The organism is Brevibacterium sp. OS20, from assembly GCF_056837565.1.
In genome coordinates this window covers 468,774-492,051 of sequence record NZ_CM166367.1, presented here as the reverse complement: position 1 = coordinate 492,051, position 23,278 = coordinate 468,774, and the positions used below count along the sequence as shown (strand labels likewise).

19 protein-coding genes, 1 pseudogene and 1 riboswitch are annotated in these 23,278 nt (G+C 64.6%); of the genes and pseudogenes, 17 read left to right on the top strand and 3 right to left on the bottom strand.

What is annotated here, in order from left to right; translation table 11 throughout:
• Positions 1–96 precede the first annotated feature (96 nt).
• The 5 genes and pseudogenes from ACVZTU_RS02125 (at position 97) to ACVZTU_RS02105 (ending at position 6,429) form a co-directional block, all read left to right on the top strand.
• Positions 97–1,143 (top strand): slipin family protein, encoded by a 1,047-nt coding sequence (locus ACVZTU_RS02125; RefSeq protein WP_482401281.1) that lies wholly within the window; start codon positions 97–99, stop codon positions 1,141–1,143.
• Positions 1,144–1,242: 99 nt separating this feature from the next.
• A complete protein-coding gene (locus tag ACVZTU_RS02120) occupies positions 1,243–1,842 on the top strand; it encodes an HdeD family acid-resistance protein (RefSeq protein WP_139469423.1) in 600 nt (199 codons plus the stop codon).
• 380 nt (positions 1,843–2,222) lie between these two features.
• On the top strand, positions 2,223–3,725 hold the full coding sequence (locus tag ACVZTU_RS02115) for an inorganic phosphate transporter (RefSeq protein WP_139469424.1): 1,503 nt from the start codon (positions 2,223–2,225) through the stop codon (positions 3,723–3,725).
• 574 nt (positions 3,726–4,299) lie between these two features.
• Positions 4,300–4,995 (top strand): annotated as a pseudogene (gene erm, locus ACVZTU_RS02110) (23S ribosomal RNA methyltransferase Erm); the annotation flags it as partial.
• Positions 4,996–5,780: 785 nt separating this feature from the next.
• A riboswitch (SAM riboswitch) is annotated at positions 5,781–5,891 on the top strand.
• 43 nt (positions 5,892–5,934) lie between these two features.
• Positions 5,935–6,429 carry a hypothetical protein gene (locus tag ACVZTU_RS02105; RefSeq protein WP_139906711.1) on the top strand — a complete coding sequence of 165 codons (495 nt, stop codon included), beginning with the start codon at positions 5,935–5,937 and terminating at the stop codon, positions 6,427–6,429.
• Positions 6,430–6,495: 66 nt separating this feature from the next.
• Here the strand turns inward: ACVZTU_RS02105 and ACVZTU_RS02100 are convergent, their stop codons facing one another.
• Entirely contained in the window at positions 6,496–7,167 is a 672-nt protein-coding gene (locus ACVZTU_RS02100; RefSeq protein ID WP_482401280.1) for a metal-dependent transcriptional regulator, read from the bottom strand.
• Between the two features lie 131 nt (positions 7,168–7,298).
• Here ACVZTU_RS02100 and ACVZTU_RS02095 point away from each other — a divergent pair, with 131 nt between their 5' ends.
• The 5 genes from ACVZTU_RS02095 (at position 7,299) to ACVZTU_RS02075 (ending at position 14,417) form a co-directional block, all read left to right on the top strand.
• A complete protein-coding gene (locus ACVZTU_RS02095) occupies positions 7,299–7,844 on the top strand; it encodes a hypothetical protein (RefSeq protein WP_482401279.1) in 546 nt (181 codons plus the stop codon).
• A gap of 176 nt (positions 7,845–8,020) precedes the next feature.
• Positions 8,021–10,279, top strand: coding sequence for a choline BCCT transporter BetT (gene betT, locus ACVZTU_RS02090; protein ID WP_482401278.1), 2,259 nt, complete (start codon positions 8,021–8,023; stop codon positions 10,277–10,279).
• 207 nt (positions 10,280–10,486) lie between these two features.
• Positions 10,487–11,608 carry a hypothetical protein gene (locus ACVZTU_RS02085; protein WP_139469432.1) on the top strand — a complete coding sequence of 374 codons (1,122 nt, stop codon included), beginning with the start codon at positions 10,487–10,489 and terminating at the stop codon, positions 11,606–11,608.
• Between the two features lie 124 nt (positions 11,609–11,732).
• On the top strand, positions 11,733–12,818 hold the full coding sequence (locus tag ACVZTU_RS02080; protein WP_482401277.1) for a hypothetical protein: 1,086 nt from the start codon (positions 11,733–11,735) through the stop codon (positions 12,816–12,818).
• A 3-nt stretch (positions 12,819–12,821) separates the two neighbouring features.
• Positions 12,822–14,417, top strand: a complete 1,596-nt coding sequence (locus tag ACVZTU_RS02075) for a lipase maturation factor family protein (protein ID WP_482401276.1) — start codon at positions 12,822–12,824, stop codon at positions 14,415–14,417.
• 29 nt (positions 14,418–14,446) lie between these two features.
• Here ACVZTU_RS02075 and ACVZTU_RS02070 read toward each other — a convergent pair whose 3' ends face one another.
• Positions 14,447–15,715: an Nramp family divalent metal transporter gene (locus tag ACVZTU_RS02070; RefSeq protein ID WP_482401275.1), complete on the bottom strand. Its 1,269-nt coding sequence runs from the start codon at positions 15,713–15,715 to the stop codon at positions 14,447–14,449.
• Positions 15,716–15,800: 85 nt separating this feature from the next.
• Between ACVZTU_RS02070 and ACVZTU_RS02065 the strand changes: the two genes are divergently transcribed.
• The 7 genes from ACVZTU_RS02065 (at position 15,801) to ACVZTU_RS02035 (ending at position 22,389) form a co-directional block, all read left to right on the top strand.
• Positions 15,801–16,454 (top strand): TetR/AcrR family transcriptional regulator, encoded by a 654-nt coding sequence (locus tag ACVZTU_RS02065; RefSeq protein ID WP_135810032.1) that lies wholly within the window; start codon positions 15,801–15,803, stop codon positions 16,452–16,454.
• A complete protein-coding gene (locus ACVZTU_RS02060) occupies positions 16,451–16,807 on the top strand; it encodes a DoxX family protein (RefSeq protein ID WP_101545914.1) in 357 nt (118 codons plus the stop codon). The genes ACVZTU_RS02065 and ACVZTU_RS02060 overlap by 4 nt, the downstream gene beginning before the upstream one ends.
• A 170-nt stretch (positions 16,808–16,977) precedes the next feature.
• Positions 16,978–17,793, top strand: a complete 816-nt coding sequence (locus ACVZTU_RS02055; protein WP_135810031.1) for a class I SAM-dependent methyltransferase — start codon at positions 16,978–16,980, stop codon at positions 17,791–17,793.
• 88 nt (positions 17,794–17,881) lie between these two features.
• On the top strand, positions 17,882–18,394 hold the full coding sequence (locus tag ACVZTU_RS02050; RefSeq protein ID WP_167193545.1) for a hypothetical protein: 513 nt from the start codon (positions 17,882–17,884) through the stop codon (positions 18,392–18,394).
• Positions 18,395–18,558: 164 nt separating this feature from the next.
• Positions 18,559–19,740 carry a methyltransferase domain-containing protein gene (locus tag ACVZTU_RS02045; RefSeq protein WP_482401274.1) on the top strand — a complete coding sequence of 394 codons (1,182 nt, stop codon included), beginning with the start codon at positions 18,559–18,561 and terminating at the stop codon, positions 19,738–19,740.
• Between the two features lie 259 nt (positions 19,741–19,999).
• Positions 20,000–20,380, top strand: a complete 381-nt coding sequence (locus ACVZTU_RS02040; RefSeq protein ID WP_482401273.1) for a VOC family protein — start codon at positions 20,000–20,002, stop codon at positions 20,378–20,380.
• A gap of 272 nt (positions 20,381–20,652) precedes the next feature.
• The gene (locus tag ACVZTU_RS02035) at positions 20,653–22,389 is read left to right on the top strand and encodes a BCCT family transporter (protein ID WP_482401272.1); all 1,737 of its coding nucleotides are present in this window, start codon (positions 20,653–20,655) and stop codon (positions 22,387–22,389) included.
• Between the two features lie 143 nt (positions 22,390–22,532).
• Here ACVZTU_RS02035 and ACVZTU_RS02030 read toward each other — a convergent pair whose 3' ends face one another.
• Positions 22,533–23,276, bottom strand: a complete 744-nt coding sequence (locus ACVZTU_RS02030) for an IclR family transcriptional regulator (protein WP_139469441.1) — start codon at positions 23,274–23,276, stop codon at positions 22,533–22,535.
• Positions 23,277–23,278: the final 2 nt, after the last annotated feature.

Below are 23,278 nucleotides of genomic sequence, written 5' to 3'. Positions count from 1 at the left end.
AAACGTCCCCTCCGCGTTCCCTCCGAGCCGGGTCTTTCCGCGCCGCACAGGCGTAAAATAGACCAGACAGTCAATCGTCAAAGGAGGCGATTCGACATGTTGGCGCTCAGTATCCTCGCCGCACTTGTCGCACTCGGAGCAATCACGCTGGGAAACAGCCTGAAGATCGTCAAGCAGTACGAGCGCGGGGTGGTCTACCGCCTCGGCAGAGTCAACGCCGAGCCCCGTCCGCCCGGAATGACCGCGATCGTCCCCTTCGTCGACAAACTCGAGAAGGTCAACCTCCAGATCGTGACCATGCCGATCCCCGCGCAGGAGGGCATCACCCGCGACAACGTCACCGTCCGCGTCGACGCGGTCATCTATTTCAAGGTCGTCGACCCGCGCAAGGCCGTCGTCGACGTCGAGGACTATCAGCTCGCCGTCGGTCAGGTCGCGCAGACCTCGCTGCGTTCGATCATCGGCCAGAGCGAACTCGACGATCTGCTCACCAACCGCGAGCGCCTCAACCAGGGTCTGGCGATCATGATCGACAGCCCCGCCGTCGACTGGGGCGTCCACATCGATCGCGTCGAGATCAAGGACGTGGCCCTGCCGGAGACGATGAAACGCTCCATGTCGCGTCAGGCCGAAGCCGAACGCGAACGTCGATCCCGCGTCATCATCGCCGATGGTGAGCTGCAGGCTTCGAACAAGCTTGCCCAGGCGTCAGAGGCCATGGCCCACACCCCGTCCGCCCTGCAGCTGCGCCTGCTGCAGACCATCGTCGAGGTAGCCGCGGAACGGAACTCGACCCTGGTCCTGCCCTTCCCCGTCGAGCTGCTGCGCTTCCTCGAAGGCAACACCCCGACCGCTGTTCCCACCACCGAGGCGGGCGCGAAGTCGACCACGGAAGCAGGAGTCACACCCACCACGGACACCCCCGCCGAGGCGGCCGACCGGTCCGGATCGGACACGACGTCGAGTGCCCCGGCTGACCTCGACGCCATCGTTCAAGCCATGTCCGAATCGCTTAAGCTCACCGGGCTGATGCCCGAGCAGGAGCGTGTCACCTCGGACATGCCGGAGCAGGAGCGGACCACCTCGGATTCGGCCGCACGATCCGACTCCGCCGATCAGGAGGAGCACCTCGGGCACGCCTGAACCGTCGCACCCCGGCCTGTGACCGCCCTGGATCCGCCCACCGACCGCCCCCGGCGCCGTCTTCAGCGTCTGTCCAAACCGGAGGACTAGGCTGTGGGCATGGACCTCAAGCGCACTGGAAGAACAGTCATCGTCAACGGCGTCATCGCCCTCGTGATGGGTGCGCTGATGATGGTCTGGCCAGGCACCTCCGCCGAGGTGGTTGTGCGGATCTTCGCCTGCTGGCTCGCCGTCATCGCCATCTCCTCCCTCGTCTTCGCACCGCAGGGAAGCCGCACCGGCAGCATGGTCACACGCGCGGTCCTGCTCATCCTCCTCGGTGCGCTCATCTTCTTCACCCCGATGCTGTTCGCGTCCATGGTCACCGTGCTGACCGGATTCGCCATCATCTTCTTCAGCTTCCTCGCTCTCACCATGTCCTTCTTCATCCGCCGGATGGGAGTCAGGACCTGGTGGGCACTCACCGTCATCGGCGTCCTCGGCATCATCCTCGGCGGCTTCTTCCTCTTCGCCCCGGGCGCCGGAGTGACCGCGCTGATCTTCACCCTCGCCGGGTTCATCATCCTCGTCGGCATCGCCCTCATCGCTCTGGGCCGTCGACTGCGCAAGGTCGACAGGCAGATGAAGTCCGATCCGCATCGCAATCGTCCTGACGACGACGGTGGCGGCGATGTCATCCGCGGGGAGATCATCGACTGACTCCAGCCGCCTCGGCGAGCTTTTCCCCTTTCGACAGAGCCCGGATCCGCACATCTGCGGGTCCGGGCTCTGTCACGTACCCGCTGTTCACCAATTCACATACCAAAGTCGGCCCGAAGTGGTCATTGTCACAACATGACTTTCCGTCTCCGCCACACCCAAGCGCCCGCCTCCCGCAACGATCCGCCCAAATAGCATCTGACCTGGAACATTGCGTGAACGGAAGGCGAAAAGTACCGAGTGTGCATGAGCATTTCGCACCACTTGGAATCGGAGTTAACCGTGCATTCATCTTCTCCGTAACCTGGCGGTCATCCGCCCTGCGAATCATGGAGGCAGACAGACACTGCCACATCGACTGAAATTCGCGAGGAGAACGAATGACCCAGGTTCTGGCACCGGAGCGCCACACTCCGCCACCTGCCGTCGGCCGCAGCAACGACCGCCTCTGGCATCTGGCCTTCGGCGGCCTGATGGCGATCACCCTCATCGCCTTCACCCTGTGGTCGCTCGACTTCGTGGGCCGGGACGCACCCCGCATGGTGCTCATCACCACGGTCATCTTCGGCGCCTTCATGGCCTTCAACATCGGCGGCAACGATGTCGCCAACGCCTTCGGCACCTCCGTCGGCGCCGGCACCCTGACGATGAAGCAGGCACTGCTCATCGCCGCGGTCTTCGAGGTCAGCGGCGCGCTTCTGGCCGGCGGTGATGTCACCGACACGATCAAGAGCGGAATCGTCGACCTCAGCGGGGTGGCGATCGACCCGATGGACTTCGCGTTCATCATGATGGCGGCCCTCCTCGGCGCGGCAGTGTGGCTGCTGGTAGCGACGCGGATGGGCTGGCCGGTGTCGACGACGCATGCCATCATCGGCGGCATCATCGGTGCATCACTGACGATCGGATTCGTCACCGGCACCGGCGGATTCGCCATGGTGCAGTGGTCCGAGGTCGGCCAGATCGCGATCTCCTGGGTGCTGTCTCCTGCCCTCGGCGGACTCGCCGCGTTCGTCATCTACGGGCTGATCAAGAAATACGTGCTCGGCAAGTCGCTGTCGCACACGCTGAAGCCGCATATGCTCGCCCCGGTCTCCGCAGCCGAGGGATCCGTCGACGCGCAGATCGACGCCGCCGCCGAGGATGCCCCCGCCGAGGGAGGATCGATCGGCACGCACTCGGCCCTGCAGCGGTGGGTTCCCCTCATCGCCGCCGTCGGCGCTGTCATCATCACCGCAATGCTGCTGTTCAAGGGACTGAAGAACCTCGACATGAGCGTGACCACGGTCGGCGGTCTGCTCATCATGGCGATGATCGGCGCGGCCGTGTGGCTGGCAGTGTTCGTCTTCGCCAAGACCCTGCGCAAGCAGACTGTGCCCCGTGCGACGTACATCCTGTTCTCCTGGATGCAGGTGTTCACCGCCTCAGCATTCGCCTTCAGCCACGGTTCGAACGACATCGCCAACGCCGTCGGCCCCTTCGCCGCCGTCCTCGATGTGCTCCGCACCGACAGCATCAGCGGCGAGGCGAGCGTGCCGTTCGCAGCCATGCTCACCTGCGGCATCGCCCTCATCGTCGGTCTCTGGTTCATCGGCCGCAAGGTCATCGCAACGGTCGGCACGAACCTCACCGAGATCCACCCGGCCTCCGGATTCGCCGCCGAACTCGCTGCCGCGGGAATCGTCATGGCCGCCTCGGTGAGCGGTCTGCCGGTGTCGTCGACGCACATCCTCATCGGTGCGATCATCGGCGTCGGCCTGGTCAACCGTTCGGCGAACTGGAAGCTCATGAAGCCGATCGCATTGGCCTGGATCATCACCCTTCCGGCCGCAGCGGTCATCGGTTCGGTCGGCGTCATCGCCCTGCGCACCATGATGGGCTGACCCACAGGCACGAACGCTCACACGCGTTCGCCGGACTCCGTTCGACACACGGCTTCGAACGCATCCGCACGTCCGCCCTGCCGACTTCCACACGAAGTCGGCAGGGCGATTTTCGTCCGAACTCTGGTCTCGGCAAAGCTCCCTGTGCTATCTTGTTCCGCATGGGAACATTGAACAGCAGCGCAATGACTGCGCCTTGCTTCTACATTCGTCACCGCAGCGCCTGACAGCGCGCCTGACGAATTCTTCTGCGATCGGCTGACCGACGACGGTCACCCTGATCTGCTCTGCAAGCGCGTTGTCCTCCCGGAGAGCCATCGGCATCCGGGCGATGCGGCAATTGGCTGATCCCTTTCCGATTCACTGACCACTTCGATCATCATGATCGACCGGGTCTATACGAATCGATCTGACTCACCTTCATTGCGCTGCCTCGGGTGCCTCCATCTTCTTTTTGGAGCACATCCCATTGCGACCCCACACGTCACGACACCGTTCGACACGCAGTCAGTCCCATTCGCTCTCGGCCCCGCGGTCACAGCACGGCGGGCGGCATGAACTCGGCCAGAACTTTCTGTGTTCGCCCACCACTATCGACACGATTGCGAGCCTGGCTCGTTCCACCTCCGGACCGATCATGGAGATCGGTCCCGGGGATGGGGCAGTCACTTCCGAGCTCTACCGGCTCGGTCGAAAGCTCACACTCGTCGAACTCGACGAAACGAGGTTGGATCACCTTGAAGACACGTACCCGCGGGCCGAGGTCCGGCACGCCGACATCCTGACCACCCGGCTCGACCGGCCGGTCATCGTCGGCAATCTGCCGTTCCATCTCACCACTCCCATCCTCCGTAAACTGCTGCGTTCCGGGCGCTGGCAGCGGGCGATTCTGCTCACCCAATGGGAGGTCGCCCGCAAACGCGCAGGAATCGGCGGATCGACCATGATGACCGCGCAATGGACCCCATGGTTCGATTTCCGCCTCGTCACCCGCGTCCCCGCCGACGCGTTCGCCCCGAAGCCCAGCGTCGATGGCGGCATCCTCACCATCGATCGCTGTCCCACCGGATCGATTCCAGACAATGCTCGATCCGATTATCAACAGTTCGTCCGTTCGGTCTTCACCGGTCGCGGGCGAGGAATGAAAGGAATCCTCTCGAAGATGAGCATCACCGATCATCGCACTCTGCAATCGACCATGGACCGCAACGACATCAGAGGAGACACCTTGCCCAAAGATCTCACCCCCGACCAGTGGACCGGACTGTTCACCGAACTGGTCACCGAAACAGATCAGAAGAATGCGAAGAAGGGAAAGACCATGCGAAACAGCAAAGCACCCAAACAGAACCCCGTCACCGAGGCGGCCCCGCAGACACCGTTGATCACTGGGGAGATGCCCATCGTCGGCGCCAAACCGGCGACCGAGAAGCTGCAGGCTTCCATCCCGGGCACCGATCCGAAGGCGAAGAGCCATGACAAGGGTCATCTGCAGGCCGAACGCGGTTTCATGAATCAGCATCAGAAACCGCAGCAGCCCCAGCCGAGGTGGAACCTGCCGCGCAGGTGAGTCTCCGATGCTCCGGTCCGACGTTTCCCCGTCGGACCGGGGCGTTGTCCGGCCCGTGCTCCTCCATGCCGATGCGCCGACGGACCACGACACCGGCGGCTCCTCCGTCTTCTCCGGAAGTTCATCTTCGCCGACTGCCGGCGCTCGTAGACTGAAAACAGCAGGTCCACGCACTGCGCATTCGGTCGAGAGGTCAGCCGGAATGGACAATGAACACGGCACTCACATCAGAGGCTTCATCAATGGGTGGTGTCCTGGCTGCGAAGAGAGCAGCAGCCTGACGCCGGGTCGACTCAATACCGACGGGACTATCGAATTCCGCACCTGTGTCGACTGTGGGGAAACCGTCGAGGACCACGATCCTCGATACTGGTCATCGGCCGCCGACGCCGATGAAGAAGGACTCGTCTAGATTCCTCCTCCGCCGGCCACGGAGGTCACCAACGCAAAGGTCGTGTCAGACCCGCCGTCTACACTGAAATCACGTTCGCGAGCTGTGGCCATCGGTACCTGGCCGGCCACACGGCAACCCGTCATCGACCGGGTGCCCCAGGGGAAGAACGGGCCCGCGCCGACCGCTCGGGCAAGCTTCGATCCGGGTCAGCGCTGCACAGGCGCGCCCGAGAAGGACGGTTTGCCATGTCCGCAGACTTCAACGACTCAGCCGACTCCCACAACGACGCTGACAACCGCCGCAGGGCCGCCGAACAGTGGCCGGGCTTCGAACCCGAGGTGGCCCTGCACTGGTCGAAGGTTCTCCTCCACCACTCCCCTGACCCACAACGCGCCGGCATCAAGGCCCAGATAAGTTCGGCGATCAAACGGGGCATTCCGATTGCCGGACCCGGCTGGGTGAGCACTGCCGATGCTGCTCGCAGTGATGGCTTCACACCGGTGCTCTATCAGACCCTGTTCGACACGCTGCAATCCATTCCCAGAACGGCGTTCCGGTCCCACCCGGGGCATCGGCAGAACAGGCACGGAACCTACCTGCCCGGCACCCCGTATGAATCAGAACTCTGGTGCGACTGGCCGAAGCTCTTCCTCGTCGAAGGTTTCGACGCTCACGCAGCCACGACGCTGACCCTGCTGCGCGCTGAACCGAAGTTCCCACGCCCGCGAAGCAACAACTGAGCAGAGGGTCTCTGACCTCACCGAACCCAAACACCACTGCCGGTCGGATCAACAGATCCGACTCGGTCAACTCGCCGAGGAAGCCACGCGCAGATACACGGCCGCTGCGAGCGCGGAAGCGATCATCTCCCGCTCCCCTCCGATGTCCACGGTCACCTCTTCGTCGGTGCGGTCGACGACGTCGAGCGCGACATCGGGAAGCACACCCGCCTCGGCGAGCTTGCCCAAGATCCGCGGATCGGCGTCGGAGACCCTCAGCACCTCGTAGTGACCGGCGGCCGCCTCGGCGAGAAGGGTCGGAATATGGGAATCGACGGCACCGTCGGCACCGGGAATGGGATCGCCGTGCGGGTCGGACGTCGGGTGGCCGAGGAACGCGTCGATGCGGTCGATGAGCCGATCAGAGGCGGCGTGCTCGAGGATCTCGGCCTCGTCGTGGACCTCGTCCCAGCCGTAGCCGAGCGACTTCACGAGGAACGTCTCAATCAGCCGGTGCCGGCGCACCATCGACAATGCGATCGCCTCGCCCTGCTCGGTGAGCACCGGCGGCTTATAGGGAACTCGAGTGATCAGACCGAGTTCGTCGAGACGCTTGAGCACCTCGCTGACATTGGCCTTCGTCGTTCCGAATCGGTTCGCGAGTTCGGTGGCCGTCATCGGGTCCCCGCCCCATTCCTGAGCCGACCAGATGGCCTTGAGGTAGTCCTGACTGACCTCGGAGACTTCACCTGCGCGCATGCCCCCAGTATCCCATGGACGCGTCGTCCCACTCCGCACTTCATCCGAAGTGAGCGGTCTGGCACAGATGTTCCCAAACGATTACGTCCGACCCGCCCCATCGCCGAGGCGGCCCTGCCAGAATCACATTCATGACCTCCCATTCCCTCCCCTCCGACTCGGTTCACCCGGCCGACGACGCTGACCGCCTGCGGTCTGCTCGGCCCGCACTCCCCGACGCCCCCTCCCCCACAGACGGCTGGCCCCCGTTCCGTGCATTCCGCCGCTGGGCGAAGGCCCGCAAGACCGCGTCCGGACCAACAGCACGGCGAGGGGCACTCACCTCGGACGACCAGCGAGCACGACCAGAGAGGATCAATGCATCCGGTCTGTTCCGACCCGGAGAGATCGAGTACGCGCGGCTGCGGAGCCTGCCTCCGTTCGACACCGATCTGCTCATCCTCACCGACCAGCGCATCATGCGAGTGCGCACCGATGCTGAGGGCTCCATCGCCCAGCTCTCGGAAGCGACGCCTCGGCAGGTCGGCGTCGTCCGCGCCGAGGAGTTCCGCGAACGCGCGACCGTAACCGTCGAGCTGCACGTCGGATCGTCGATGCGGTTGGAGGAGACCACTCCCGCGCAGGCGCACCGTTTCGTCGACACCGTCAACGAGGTGGCCGCCCGCTCCCGGGCGTGACCGCGCCCGCTCCCTCACCTGACAGCACCTGCTTTCACAGCCTGACCCGGACGTCTCCACCGCTTAGTCAACTTCCTGAAAAGAGGGGGTGATGAATTTGTGAGAAACCTCCACCCGTAGAATGGATCGGGCCCATTTTCGGGCCCTGTCCCTTTTTGTCTACCGGAGGTCGATGCGTGCAGGATCCGAACGAAGAGACGTTGAAGCGCCCAGTCGTCGAACGTGAACGATTCGGCGGTACCGACCGGGCAACGAGAATCAGCAGGGACGTCGACCCTGAGAAGCGCGCTCCGATCGACAGTACGGAGATGAGCAAGGGCCCGGAGGAGCTCTCCGACGAACGCGGCTCCCGGGTCAATTGGCGAGTCTTCATCGTCGCCTCCCTCATCATCCTCGCGTTCTCCGTGTGGGCGATGATGATGCCCGACTCGGCTCAGTCGACGATGAAGACTGTCGTGGACTGGATTGCAGAGAACCTCGGCTGGTTCTATGTCGTCACCGTCACCGTCGTCATCGGCTTCGTCCTCTGGGTGGCGCTGTCCAAGGAAGGCAGCGTCAGGCTCGGCCCCGACCACTCTCGTCCGCAGTACAACCTCTTCACCTGGGTCGCCATGCTCTTCGCCGCGGGCGTGGGCATCGACATGCTCTTCTACTCGGTGACCGGACCGATCACCCAGTACCTCGAACCGGTCAACGCCACAGCCGAATCGGCCGCCGCCGCACAGGACGCCGTGGTGTGGACGATGTTCCACTACGGCATCGCCGGCTGGTCGATGTACTCGCTGCTGGGCATGGCCATGGGCTACTTCGCCTACCGGTGGGGCATGCCCCTGTCGATCCGTGCGGTCCTCTACCCGCTGCTGGGCAAGCGCGTGCGCGGAGCCACCGGTGATGTCATCGACATCTTCGCCCTCGTCGGCACCGTCTTCGGTGTGGCCACCTCGATGGGCATCGGCGTCGTCCTGCTCAACGTCGGGTTCGCCACTCTCTTCGGTCTCGAAACCGGACTGGCCCTGCAGATCGCGCTCGTCATCGTGGCCGTCGTCATGACTGTGGCCGCCTGCACCTCCGGCGTGGACAAGGGCATACGCCTCGTCTCCGAGCTCAACCTCTGGTCGTGCGCGGCGATGATGCTCTACATCCTCGTCACCGGCAAGACCGCCTTCCTGCTCAACGCCATGGTCGAGAACATCGGCCGCTTCATCTTCACCCTGCCCGAACGGACGCTGTCGACGTTCGCCTATGTCGACGGCGGATCCGAATGGATGGGCGGCTGGACCCTGTTCTTCTGGGCCTTCTGGCTCGCCTGGGGTCCCTTCGTCGGGCTGTTCCTCGCCCGCATCTCCCGCGGCCGCACGCTGCGTGAGTTCGTCATCGCTGCGATCACTGCCCCCGTGATCTGCGACTTCATCATCGTCTCGATCTTCGGCAACTCGGCGCTGTCCGAGGTCTTCAACGGCAACGACGAGTTCGCGAAGACGGCCATCGCCTCCCCGGAACAGGGCTGGTACGACCTGCTCGAGATGTTCCCGGGAGCGACGTTCCTCATCGGCCTGGCCACTCTGTCCGGACTGCTCTTCTACCTCACGAGCGCGAACTCCGGCGCCATGGTGATGTCGAACTTCTCCTCCTCGATTCCGAATCCGGAAGAGGACGGCGCCAAGTGGCTGCGCATCTTCTGGGCTCTGGTGACGGCGGTGCTCACGATCGCCATGCTCGTCGCCGGCGGCGTGACCACGATGGAGTACGCGACGCTGATCTTCGCCCTGCCGGTGACGATCATCGCCTACCTCGTCATGGCCTCGTTCTCGAAGGTGCTGCGCATGGAGCGCGCCGAACGCGAGGGCCGGATCCGTCGTCGCCGCACCACCGCGGCACACGGTGGACGCACCCCGGAGAAGACCTGGCGTCAGCGACTGGCGACCCTGCGGTCCTACCCGTCGAAGAAGTCCGTCGACCGTTTCGTCACCGAGGTGGTCGGACCGTCCCTGGAGGCCGTGGCCAACGAGTTCCGCGAACTCGGTTACACCGTCGAACACCTCCAGACGCTCGACGAGGACAACGAGATCATGTCGAACACGCTCAATGTCGACATGGGCGACCAACGCGACTTCCACTACGAGGCTGCGGCCGTCGAAGCGAATGTGCCCTCGTTCGGCGCCCGCAACGCCCCACGAGGTGACGACAAGTACTTCCGCATCGAGGTCTTCACCCAGACCGGTTCGGAAGGCTACGACCTCATGGGTCTGAGCGCTCAGCAGATCATCGACGACGTGCTCGACCGGTACGAGAACCACCTGTCGTTCCTCGCCTACTCGCACGAGCATTCGTTCCAGTCGGTCGTCACTCCGCCGACACCGCCGTCCACGGATTCGATTCCCGCGGTGCCCAAGGAAGCTGACGACGTCGAAGACATCGAGGAGCCGAAGCACTGAGCGAAACCCCTCGCCGAGGCGGCCGTGCCCAACCGTGCACAGCCGCCTCGGTGACGGGGTGAGCACAGCGACCGAAGGAGCGGTGACCGATATGGTCACCGCTCCTTCTGCGTCGGGACGGGGAATCTGACCGGGGACCGCTCAGATGTGTCAGGACCGCTACCGGCACACCATCGGTGCCGACCTCGGCGGTGACACAATCGAATCATGGAGTTGAAGAATCCGACCATCGGCAAGATCGTCGTCTTCGGTCTGCTCATTGCCGGCATCGCACTCATCGCCTTCACGTCGACGAATGCAGGAGTCGCATCGAAGCACAGCCCCGACGACTTCGGCGGCGACCCTTATTTGGCGCCGTCCATAATTCTCGGACTTCTCCTTGCCTTGAATGCGGTCGCAATCGCGGCGATGGCCATCGCCAGCGGAGACGATCATCCCGACCGCGCCGAGGCGGAGCCGCACACTCCACGGCAACCGAAGTCGTTCACCCGGTTCGTCCACGCTCCGCTTCCGCGAGTCCTCCTCGTCGGTCCGATCTGGGCGGTCTGCTCTTTGGTGGCACTGTTCATCGGGCATACGTATTCCGCGGATCCAGGTGTTCCGGGATCTGTCTGGGGAGACCTCACCGGCAACCCGCTGTCCGCCCTGTCCATCGTGTTCCTCTGCTGGGCGACGGCGAACATGGCCTTCGCCTGGTCGTCACTGGCCGAAGCGTTCAGCCGAGATCGTCGGCCGGTCTCTCTCACGATTCTCACCTGCGGGCTCGGCCTGGGGTGTCTGACGGCCGGTCTCTTCGGTTTCTTCGGACTCGCCACACTTCCGACAGTCATCGCTTTTCTGCTCGGCGCGGTCTGTCTCATCGTCTCGACGGCTCTGCTCATCCCGCTCAGATGGTGGGCGATCAGGCGAGTCGACCGTTTCGACTCCGCTGAACGGCCGACTGCCGGCACTCGGCGAAGTCCCGGCCGGTCCGCTCAACCGCCCGAAGACGCCCTCCGACCGGGAGAGCGGATCCTCACCACCTACCTCGGTGAGGTGCCGAATGCCCATGCGAACGGCAGCACCGCCGACCCGCAGATGCTGGTGCTGACTGACCGACGGATCTTTCGCGCCTCAATCATCGCGCCGGGGCGCACATTCGTCCTCGAACAGGCCGAGCCCGGTCAGCTGAGCGGCGGCGCATCGGAACGTCGCAGCAACCACGTGATCACGACGGTGCTCTTCAACGGCCGGCAGCCGATGAGCGTGACAGGCGGCACCGAGGAAGCATCTGGTCGCTTCGCCGAGGCGATCACCGTCCTCGCTCGGACGGGCCGTCTTCCCCGCTGATCCGGCATACTCCTTCGACCAGACTTGTAGTTCCGACGCAACGGATCCGGAACATCTCAGCACCCATGGCTCGCAGAGTTCCTGCGAGGATGGAGGTATGAATAGGGACAGACGCTCTAGGGGCATGACTCTCGTGTTCGGGATCGGATTCGCCGTCTTCGCCTCGATTCCGTTCTTCCTTGCCAATGCCGGTATCAATCCGCTCCGCAAGCATGTGCTCAGAGGCATCAACCCGGACCAGGCGCCGAGCATCGGGATCCTGGTCCTGTTCTTCTTCTCGGCCATCGCCGCCTTCGCCTTCTATGAGGACAAACCGCCCGCTGGCAGCGATGCCGCCCGTGCGCAGCAGGCCGCGGATCCGCATGGAGTGAAACGCAGACAGCCGCCCACCGCTTTCGTCCGGAATCCATGGCCTCGAGTGTTCGCCGTCGGACCGGTATGGGCCGTCTGCGGAGTCATCGCCGCATTCGTCTGGCACGCCTTCGCTAAGGACTCCGACATTCCCGGAACCGTCTGGGGCGACCTCACCGCATCGCCTCTGCCGGCCTTCGCCCTGCTCTTCGGACTGTGGGCCACGGTCAACTTCAGCCTCGCCCTCGGAGCGATCGCCGACGCCTTCCACCGCACGCTCTGGGCGATCTTCCTCATCGTCTCTGTGCTCATCGCCATCCTGGCCATCACCATCGGCGTCGTGGCATCGAACATCCTCACGGTGTCACCGCCGGCAGGGCTGGCAGTGGCCGCCGTCTGCCTCATCATCACAACGGTCGCACTGATCCCGGCCCGCCTGTTCGCCGTCGCCCGAGCACGCGTCACCAACAGGATCGATGCGGCCCACGAGGCTCGACTGCAGTCTCTGCTGATGACTCTCGCCCCAAGTGAGAACCTCATGCTCCACTTCGCCGATAGGGATAACCCGACCGGGCAGATTCTCGCCGCCACGAACCAGCGACTCCTCCTGGCCGCACCCACCGGCACCGGAACCGAGTCCGCCCGACCGGGCCCGGTCCGCATCCTCGACCAGGCACATCCCGGACAGCTGCGCGGAGCCAGCACCAAGTTCCGCCCAGCCGGACACACCACCTCGGTGCACTTCCGGGACCGTCCGGACATGGAACTCGTCGGCGGGGACCCGAGCGAGGCAGACACGTTCGCCGAAGCACTGACCGCTCTGGCCACGACGGGACGTCTGCCGCAGGAGGAGACTTAAGCCATGGAACTCGGCCAGGTGGTCGCTCTGCTCACCGCCGGCGACTACACGATCTCCCGGGAAATCATCCAACGCGGCTTCGGCGTGCTCTTCCTCATCGCCTTCGCCTCGGCGTTCAATCAGTTCCCGGCCCTCCTCGGCGAGCGGGGACTCACCCCCGCCCCGCGCTTCATCGCTCTGACCTCGGCCCGGCAGGCACCGAGTCTCTTCCGGTGGAAGCGGTTCTCGTATTCGGACCGACGGCTGCGCCTCGTCTGCGTGATCGGAATGGTCCTGTCCGCCTCGGCGATCATCGGTCTGCCTCAGGCCGGACCGGCATGGATGCCGATCCCGGTGTTCTTAGGCGTGTGGGCGCTGTACTTCTCGATCGTGTCGATCGGGCAGCGCTTCTACGGCTTCGGCTGGGAATCGCTGCTGCTCGAGGCAGGGTTCCTCATCGGGTTCCTCGGCTCTCACGAGGTGGCCCCGACGTGGGCGATGATCCTGCTGCTGCGCTGGTTCGTCATCCGCATCGAATTCGGTGCCGGAATGATCAAGATGCGCGGGGACTCTTCCTGGCGTGACCTCACCGCCATGGACTATCACCATCAGACGCAGCCGATGCCGAACTCGCTGAGCCGCCGCGCCCACCTCATGCCCGGCTGGTGGCACAAGGGTGAGACCCTGGGCAGCCACATCGTCCAGCTCGCCGCTCCATGGCTGCTGTTCCTGCCTCAGCCGATCGCGTCGTTCGCCGCCGTTGCCATCATCATCACCCAGCTCGCGCTCGTGGTCAGCGGCAACTATGCGTGGCTGAACTGGGCGACGATCCTGCTCGCCTGCTCCGGAATCAGCGACACGTTCTTCCGGTGGATCGTCGGCGGCCCCTTCCCCAGATGGGGTTGGGACTCCGTGACAGCATTCTTCACCGATCACACCGGCACCGAGGTGATCGACCCCGCCGCTGCCGCTGCACCGGTCGAGGCCCTGCCGCTCTGGTGGCTGATCGTCGTCCTCGTGTTCGTCGCGTGGCAGGTGTGGCTGAATGTGCCGGCTGTGCGGAACCTGTTCTCAGCTAATCAGCTGATGAACGCGAGCTTCAATCGACTCGGGCTCGGCAACGCCTATGGTGCATTCGGGTCGATGACCGAGACCCGCAACGAGATCATCATCGAGGGGTGGATCGACGACTCCGGTGCCGGCTCTGGCTCCGGCGACGACAGCACCGACTCCGACGCTGGGGACCCGGACGCCGGTTGGCGGGAGTATGCGTTCAAGGGCAAACCCGGTGACGTGCACCGGCGCGGTCCTATCATCGCGCCTTATCACCTGCGGCTCGACTGGCTCATGTGGTTCGCCGGTCTCGGCGACTACCGGCAGACCTGGTTCACCGAGCTCGTGCGCAAGATCGGCTCCGGAGACCCGCAGATCCGCCGCCTCATGGGTCCCGACCCCTTCGACGGACGAACGCCGGACCTCGTCCGCGTCCGCGTCTTCACCTTTCGCTATGCCACCCGCGCCGAGCGCCGCGCCGCGAAAGCCGCAGGAGAACCGAAGCCGTGGTGGGTGCGCTCGGACCCGCGGATCCTCATCCGTCCGATTGACCTGCGTCAGGGCTGAGCGGCAGTGCACGGCCGCCTCGGCGAGGGTCACTCCACCCCGAGAGCCAACAGAACGATGAGGACGACGTTGAGTGCGATGATGAGCGCCGAGGCGGCCGCCGCGATGATCGTGATCCATCGCGCGTTCGCGAATTCGCCCATCACCCGGCGACTGTTCGTTAGCCTGACCAGGGGAATCATCGCGAACGGGATGCCGAGGCTGAGCACGACCTGACTGAGCACGAGCGCCCAGGTGGGGTCGACTCCGATGGCGAGGACGACGAGTGCCGGGATCATCGTGAACGCGCGCTGCCACACGATCGGAAAGTTCACACGCAGCAGGCCCTGCATGATCGACGCGCCCGCATAGGATCCGACGGCGCTCGAAGCCAGCCCCGAGGCGAGGAGTCCGATGCCGAAGAAGAGGCCGACGACCTCGCCGAGGTTGGCCGTGACGACCGCGTGCGCACCTTCGATGGTGTCGGTGCCGGTCTGGCCGCGCAGTGCCGCTGCAGCCAGCAGAAGCATCGCGATATTCACGGAACCGGCGACGACGAGGGAGAGGACGACGTCCCAGCGGCTGGCGCGCAGCAGCTGCCCAGTCGTAGCGGTCGCATTGTCGCGATGCCGGTCGACCGACAGCGCTGAGTGGAGGTAGATCGCATGGGGCATGACGGTGGCGCCGAGCATGCTCGCGGCCAGGACCACGGAGTTCGTGCCCTCGAGCCGAGGCACGATTCCACCTGCGGCTTGCCCCCAATTCACATCCCCGACGAACAGGCCTGCTAGAAAGCCGATGGCGATGATGACCAGGAAGCCGATGATGACGAACTCGAAGGGACGCTGACCGCGGGTGGATTGGATCGAGAGCAGGAACAGCGACACCACGCCGACGATGACACCCCCGAGGAGGAGCGGCAGGTCGAAGAGGATCTTCAGTGCGATCGCGCCGCCGATGACTTCGGCGAGGTCGGTGGCGATGGCGACGACCTCGGCCTGCCCCCAGTACGCGAGTCGGCTTCGCTTGCGGAGGCGATCACCGAGCAGACTCGGCAGCGACTGCCCGGAGACGAGTCCGAGCTTCGAGGACAGGTACTGGACGAGAACGGCGATGAGGTTCGCGGCCACGAGCACCCAGACGAGGAGGTACCCGTACTCCGCACCGGCGGTGAGGTTGGCCGCGACGTTGCCCGGATCGACATACGCGATGGCCGCGACGAAGGCCGGGCCGAGGAGCACTGCCGTGGAGATCTTCTTCCGGCCGTGCTTCTTCAGCCCGCGCTCGCGGGTGCGCACCGATGAGGAATCGACGTTCATAAAGTTAAGGTACATTAACTTTCCCGTTGAGGGCAACACCTCACCGGGTCTGGAAAGTGAACACGGAAGGGCTTAGGGTTCGAGCATGGTCAGTGAACACGTTCAGCTGAGGTCCGGCAAGCGCCGGCAGACCGAGGAACGGATCATCGGTGCCGCCGCCGAGCTGTTCCTCGAACATGGTTTCAAGGCCACGACCATTCGGGCAGTCGCGAAAACTGCCGAGGTGTCGGTGGGCAGAGTGATGTCGGTCGGTGATAAGGACGTCATCCTCGTCCGGTGCTTCGATCGGTGGATCGGGCAGCTGCAGAACGGGAGGTACACGCCACCGGCGCGACACACGAGCCTGTCGCGTCGGGAAACGAACGCCGGCGCAACAACGGGCCCGCCCCGACCATCCTCGGCGGTGCAGCGTCATCTGCTCGAACTCTTCCTGCCCTTCCTCGAATTCTTCGCCGAACACGAGGATCTGTCCCGCGACTATGCGGCGGCGATGATGCGAGTCAAGGGCGAGCCGGAGGTGTTCAACGCTCTCGCCGTGGACCTGCAGAGCCGCCTGAGCGAGTCACTGGTCTCGATCGGGATCAATGAGGACCACGCACGGGCCAGCGCCGCGGCTCTCTACGATTCCTACCTGGGCATCCTCTTCCGGTGGGCGGCGACGACGATGGGTCTCGACGACGCCGTCGAGGCGATGCTCGCGAGCATCGTCTTCCATACGAGAGTCAGGAGCTCGCTGTGACGCTCCTGCCCGAACCGGTCTGGCCGGTTATCGTCCTCGCGGTCATCGTCTTCGGCGACGGCCTGCTCACCTTCCGTCCCCCGCGGGCGATCGCCGCCTGCCTCGACGGGGTCGGCTTCCCGCGGGAGTGGTGGTGGGTACTCGCCGTCGTGAAGTTCCTCGCCGCAGCAGGCCTGGTGACGGGGATCTGGATTCCCGGGCTCGGCGCAGCAGCCGCGGCGGGCCTCGTCGTCTACTTCCTCTGCGCCGCTGCCGCTCACCTGCGAGCGAGGTATGTCGGTCGGGATTTCTGGCTCAATTGTCTGGGAATGCTCGTCGTCTGCATCGCGGTGCTCGTGTTCTGCTTCCTCTGAATATCCCATGTCTCAGTCCGGAGAATTCTTCTCCCACATCCCGCACCTCGATCCCGTTTTGGCCTAGAGTCGAAGTACGGCACCGGCGCCTCCTTCGGCGCTGAGCCGTCCGGCAGAATTGCTGACCTGCTCGGTGATGGTGCCGAGCCACCCGGCAGAGGAGTGTGGACATGCCCGAATATGCCGACAGCAGTCGCACGCGCGACGAGACTCCCCATGAACGCCACGAGCGATGGGCCTGGATCCATGAGACGGCGGCGATGACCGGGTGGGATTTCTCCCCACTGGCCGGCCGCCTCGTCGCCGATGATCCGCCGTGGGACTTCGATCAGATCTGCCTCGATGCCATGGCCGAGTCGAGCAGATGCCTCGACATGGGCACGGGAGGCGGCGAGCGCCTCAGCGAACTCATCGAGCGGCTCGACGAGGCCAGGCCTCCCGGCGAACCGTCGCCGACGATCTCCGCGGCCGAAGGGTGGGAGCCCAATGTTCCCCTGGCCGCCTCGACGCTGCAGGACTATGGCGTCGAGGTCACCCGGTACGACAGTGATCATCACCCGGAGATGCCGTGGGGCGACGGTGAGTTCGACCTCGTGATGAATCGACACGAAAGCTATGACCTCGCCGAAGTGGCCCGTGTCCTCTCCCCGGGCGGGCTGTTCCTCACCCAGCAGGTCGACGGCACGGAGGCGCAGGAGTTCCGCGACCTCTTCGGCGGCGGGGTGGGCGATCTGCACCAGCAGCTCGAGCCGTGCGTCAGCGACGCCGAGAGTCAGGGTCTGTCGATCGAGGCGGCTCGCAAATGGCAGGGTACGATGCGCTTCACCGACGTCGAGGCGGTCATCGAGTACCTCGCCTATATTCCGTGGGACGTTCCCGGGTTCGCCGTCAGGTCCAACCTCGATGTCCTCAGACGCCTGGCCGAATCGAGTGAGCCGATCACCGTCAGCCAGAAGAGATTCCTCATCGTCGCCCACAAGCCCTGACTCGCGCTGCCTGCAGGGTGGTTTTCCCGACCCCACTCTTGGGATAGCAGGGTGGGGCGCCGCCTTTCTGCGTCGATAGCGTCGAAGCATGACTTCGACGGACTTCTCGTACCCCCAGCCCACCGACGATGAGCTCGCGGCACAACAGCCCCGAGTCCCCGCCCCTCCCGTCCATCCCGTCTATGCCTCGCCGCGGCCCGACGATCTGGCTGATGCGCACAACGGCGTCAACACTCGAATGGATGGCGCCGCCTCGGTGAAGTCGCCGGCGCTGGGCAAGGTGGCCGTGGCGCTCTCGATCGTCGCCATGGCCCTGAGCCTGGCCGCCTCGGTGATCCTGGGCGTGACCGTCGGGCCGTCCGAGGCCGCGTCCGGCTACTACTTCACGGACACACCGGATTGGTATCAGACCCTGGCGACCGTTCTCGTCGGAGTCCAGGGCCTGTGCACCTGCTTAGGTCTCACAGGCATCATCCTCGGCATCACGGCCGCGGTCACCGGGCGGGGCCGAACACCCGGCATCATCGCCATCGCGATTGCAGCGATCGCCCCGTTCGTCTCATTCGGCACATTCGTCGCCCTCGCCTTCATCGCCGCCTGATCTCCCGGCTCCGCCGCAAAACGGGCTGAGCGTCGAGGCACGGGTGTGCGCGTGCGTTTCTCGACGCCCATCCCGTTTTTCGGCGATCTGTCCGAATTCCTCTACAGTGCCAGACGATCCGGGTCAACGATATTCCGGAGCCGATCGCGGAATAGAATGAGGGGATGACGACCTTGCCGCTGACCCCCGCCTCGGCGGATCATGGGCGCCTGAACTGCGGGTATTTCGAGCGCGGGGAATGTCGTTCCTGCGCTCTTATAGAAACGCCTTACGGGCAGCAGATCACGGACAAGGAAACCTGGTGCCGCGAGATCCTCGCCGAGGCGGCTCCACGTGTGTGGCTGCCGACCTTCGCCGGCGGGGCACGGGATTTCAGAAATCGGGCGAAGCTCGCCGTCGGCGGGTCGGCCTGTCACGTGACCCTGGGCATCCTCGATCAGGAGTTCCACGGGGTCGATCTGCGTGATTGTGGAATTCAGGCCCCGGCGATCCGTGCGGTGATTCCGGTGCTTGCGGACTTCCTCGATGGCACCGGGCTCGAGCCCTATGATGTCGCAGCGCGCAGGGGTGAGTTGAAGTTCGTGCATGTCACTGCTGCGCCGTCGGGCGAGCTGATGATCCGGTTCGTCGTCCGCACTCAGCACGGGCTCGATGTGCTGCGGTCGAGGAAGGGGCCGCTCTCTGAACTCGTCCCCGATGCGTCAGTGGTGTCGGTGAATCTGCTGCCCGAGCACAAAGCGGTCCTCGAGGGCAGCCGCGAGGAGATGTTCCGCGGAGAGTCGCTGCGGATGAACCTCGATCGGGTGGATCTGCACTTGCGGCCACAGAGTTTCTTCCAGACGAATACCGCTGTCGCCATCGGGCTCTACAACCAAGTGGCCGAGTGGGTGCACGCTGTCGAGGCTTCGAACCTGTGGGACCTCTACTGCGGCGTCGGAGGGTTCGCGCTCTACTGCGCGTCACCATCGCGCCTGGTCACCGGCGTGGAGGTGAGCGAGCAGGCGATCGAGTCGGCGAAGGTCAGTGCCGCCGAGCTCGGCATCGACGCTCGGTTCCTCGCCGGCGATGCCACGGAGTTCGCCGAGGAGAACCTGGCGGCATCAACCGGCGCCGAACGACCGGACTGCGTGATCGTCAATCCGCCTCGGCGAGGGATCGGAGCACGTCTGTCGGCAGCACTGGAGAACTCCGGCGTCGAGCACATCGTCTACTCGAGCTGCAATCCCGTCACTCTGGCGAAGGATCTCGCCCGGATGCCTGCCTACGAGGTCGCCCAGGCACGGATCTTCGACATGTTCCCGCACACGAAGCATCTCGAGGTCGCGGTCCTGCTCCAGAGGCGGTGAGCGCGCCTGCTCCTCGCTGGATTCTGCAGAGACGGTATCGCTTCGAGCCCGCAGGTTGTAGGCTCGTTGCCGATGACCGGACAGGCGAACAGCCGCTCACGGATCGGTAACCCGGTCGATAGTTGAGCCGCAGAGGTCACGAGCGTTCTGCTCGCGGCCCACCTCATGATGAAGCCCATTTCTCAATTCTCAGTTCACCATGCCCGAAAACGTCTCGGGCGATCAGCGAATCAGAAACCTTCTGAAAAGGAACTTCATCATGTCAGCAACTTTCAACCACACCATCGTCGCCGCTGCCGATCCAGCCGCCTCGGCGCAGTTTTATGTCGATATCCTCGAGGCCGAGCACACCCAAATATGGGGACCGTTCGCCAACATCATGCTCTCCGGCGGGGTCATGCTCCAGTTCGCTTCTCCCCCGCCGGGATACGACATCCTGCCGGTGCACATGGCCTTCCTCTGCTCGGACGACCATTTCGACCGAACCGTTGCCCTGCTGAATCGGCGCGGCCTCGACTTTTGGGCAGACCCACAGCGCACTCGCCCGCAGGAGACGAACACCGAGCACGGGGGTCGCGGTGTCTACTTCCTCGACCCGTCGGGAATGTATCTCGAGCTCATCACTCGTCCATACCTCTGAGCAGCTGCTGCCCCTCGCCGACCGATCGAGCCAGCGTCCACCGCTGGCCGCATAACTCGGCACAGCGACGACAACTCGAGCGGTCGGCGGGGCCCGGCAGCGTCAGTACTCCACCGCGAGAAGACTCACACTCTGCTGTTTCCGCGCTCATACATGTGGCGATTCGGCGGCGAGCGCATAGACTCGTCAGTCGCACGGCCCCACGAACGACCCAGTTCGCGGGGCCTGTTGTGTAATCTGCCCGATCCCACCCGCTGAACCGACGATTGCTCATGCCCGCCACCGAGGCGGCTGTAAGTCCGGAGACCACGATGACGATGCTGAACTCACCCACCCCTGAACCCGCAAGCGGCACTGCAGGCGGTTCCGACCGCTCAACCGCGTCCGCTTCCTCGAGCGGGTCAGACGACCCTCCCCCTGCCGGCGGGGCCGGATCCGCACTTGATACGGCCGACTCCCCCACGGCACCCGATGCAGCCCCACACTCCAACCGGGTCGGGACAGTCTTCATATGCTCGGTCATCGCCGTCATCGCCTTCATGGTGTGGGCAACGATCGCCCCCGATGCCCTGTCGGACATCATGACGCGAGCCATGACGACAGTGTCCACCGGATTCGGCTGGATCTACCTCGTCGTTCCGTTCGCCGCGATCGCGATGCTCGTGTCGTTCGCCGCCAGTCGATTCGGTCGCCTCCGCCTCGGCTCGCAGGACTCGCGTCCCGAATACCGCACGATCACCTGGCTCGCGATGATCCTCGCAGCTGTGATGGGAATCGGTCTGGTCAGCTACGGAGTGGCCGAACCGATGTCGCACTTCATGACCCCGCCCCACGGACTGGCCGAGCCGGAGACCATGGACGCGGCGATCCGCGCAATGCAGTTCTCCTACCTCGACTGGGGCTTCCAAGCCTGGGCGATCTTCGGCGTCTTCGGACTGGCGATCGGCTACTCCACCCACAGAAAGGGCCGACCGGCACTCGTATCCACGATGCTGCGCCCCGTCCTCGGCCGCTTCGTCGACGGCTGGGTCGGCAACTTCATCGACATCCTCACCATCATCGCCACACTCTTCGGGACGACGACGTCCCTGGGGCTCGGCGCCTCGCAGATCGGCGAGGGACTCAACACCGTCCTCGGCGTCGATTCCACCATCGTCATGCAGATCATCGTCATCACCGTGCTCACCCTCCTCTTCACCGGTTCGGCACTGACCGGAGTGAGCCGAGGCATCAAGTACATCTCGCAGATCACGCTGACCATGGCGACTCTGCTGGGGCTGTTCGTCTTCATCACCGGACCCAGCGGCTTCGTCTCCAACCTGTTCGTCCGGTCCGTCGGAGCCTTCGCCGGAGACTTCATCGAACTCAGCTTCATGACACCCACGAATGCCGAAGACAGCGAATGGATGCTCGGCTGGACCTACTTCATGATGGCGTGGTGGCTGTCCTGGAGCGCCTTCGTCGGCATCTTCCTGGCCAAGATCTCGAAGGGCCGCACCATCCGGGAGTTCGTCGCCGGCGTCCTGCTCGTGCCCAGTGCCGTGTTCTTCGTCTGGTTCACCGTCATGGGCGGTTCGGCGATCAAGTTCGACATCGACGGCGCCGGGATCGGTGAGGCCACTCAGGACAACCTCGATACCGCCTTCTTCAGCCTCCTCGACCAGCTGCCGCTGTCCATGCTCGCTTCGGTCTTCACGATCGTCATGGTCATCCTGTTCTTCGTTTCCTCCGCAGACTCGAACACCTTCGTCCTCAGCTCGCTCTCGTCGCAGGGCTCCTTCGCACCCCGGCGTCCGGTCATCGCGACCTGGGGATTCCTCACCGGAGGCTGCGCGGTGGTCCTGCTCCTCGTCGGCGGACTGCAGGCCCTGCAGCAGGCGGCGATGCTCTCGGCGGTGCCGTTCACCGTCATCGTGGTCGTCCTCGGCATCGCCCTGATCAAGGAACTGCGCAGCGATCACCAGATCGTCGAGGAGGTCGCGCGCGAGCGACGAGTGCTCGGACTCTGACGCTCGATCCGATCACACCGACCGCTCACGTTACCGTCCACCGCTCACCGCATAACTCAGTACAGCGACGGCAACGCGAGCGGTCGGCGAGGATTGTCAGCTCCGGCAGCCCAAGGAGGTGGCGTGACCAGAACTGAGCACCGTCACCGCAGCTTGGCGGTCACCTCGGCGGCGGCGGCCTTGACCCGGTCGACCACAGGACCGGTGTCCTCGGGCAGGGTCTCGGTGACGAAGGAGAGGCCGATTGCCGCGATCGGGCGGCCCAGCACATCGAACACCGGTGCCGCGAGCGTCGAGATCCCCGGCGTGACTTCGCCGTGTTCGATCGCGCTGCCGGTCCGTCGTTCCTGGGCGAGCACGGCGTTGAGCGCCTTCACCGAGGTCGGGCCCTTGCCCGTGCGCGTGACGAACTCGGTTTCGGACTGCAGCATCGCCAGCACCTCGGACTTCGGCAGCTGGGCGAGGATCGCCCGGCCGGTCGCCGTGAGGTAGCTCGGCATGCGCACCCCGGTGGCGGTGATGACCGCGACGGATTTGAGCGACTGCTCCTTGAGCACGTACTCCGTCTCCCAGCCGCGGATGACGGCCAGCTGCGCGGTCGTGGCGGTATCCTCGGCGAGCTGACGGACGATCGGCTGCGCCAACCGCTGCAGGGGATTCGTCCGCAGGTAGGACGCCCCGAGCTCGTGCACACCGGCTCCGAGCACATACCCGGATTCGGTGCGCGCGACGAGGCCGAGCTCCTCGAGCACGGCAAGGATGTCATATGCGCTCGACCGCGGAATCTCCAGCGACCTGACCAGAGCACCGGCCGTGATCGACCGATTCGACGAGGCCATATGCCGCAGGATCGCGATCGCCCGCCGCAGTGCCGGAACCTCAGCCACGA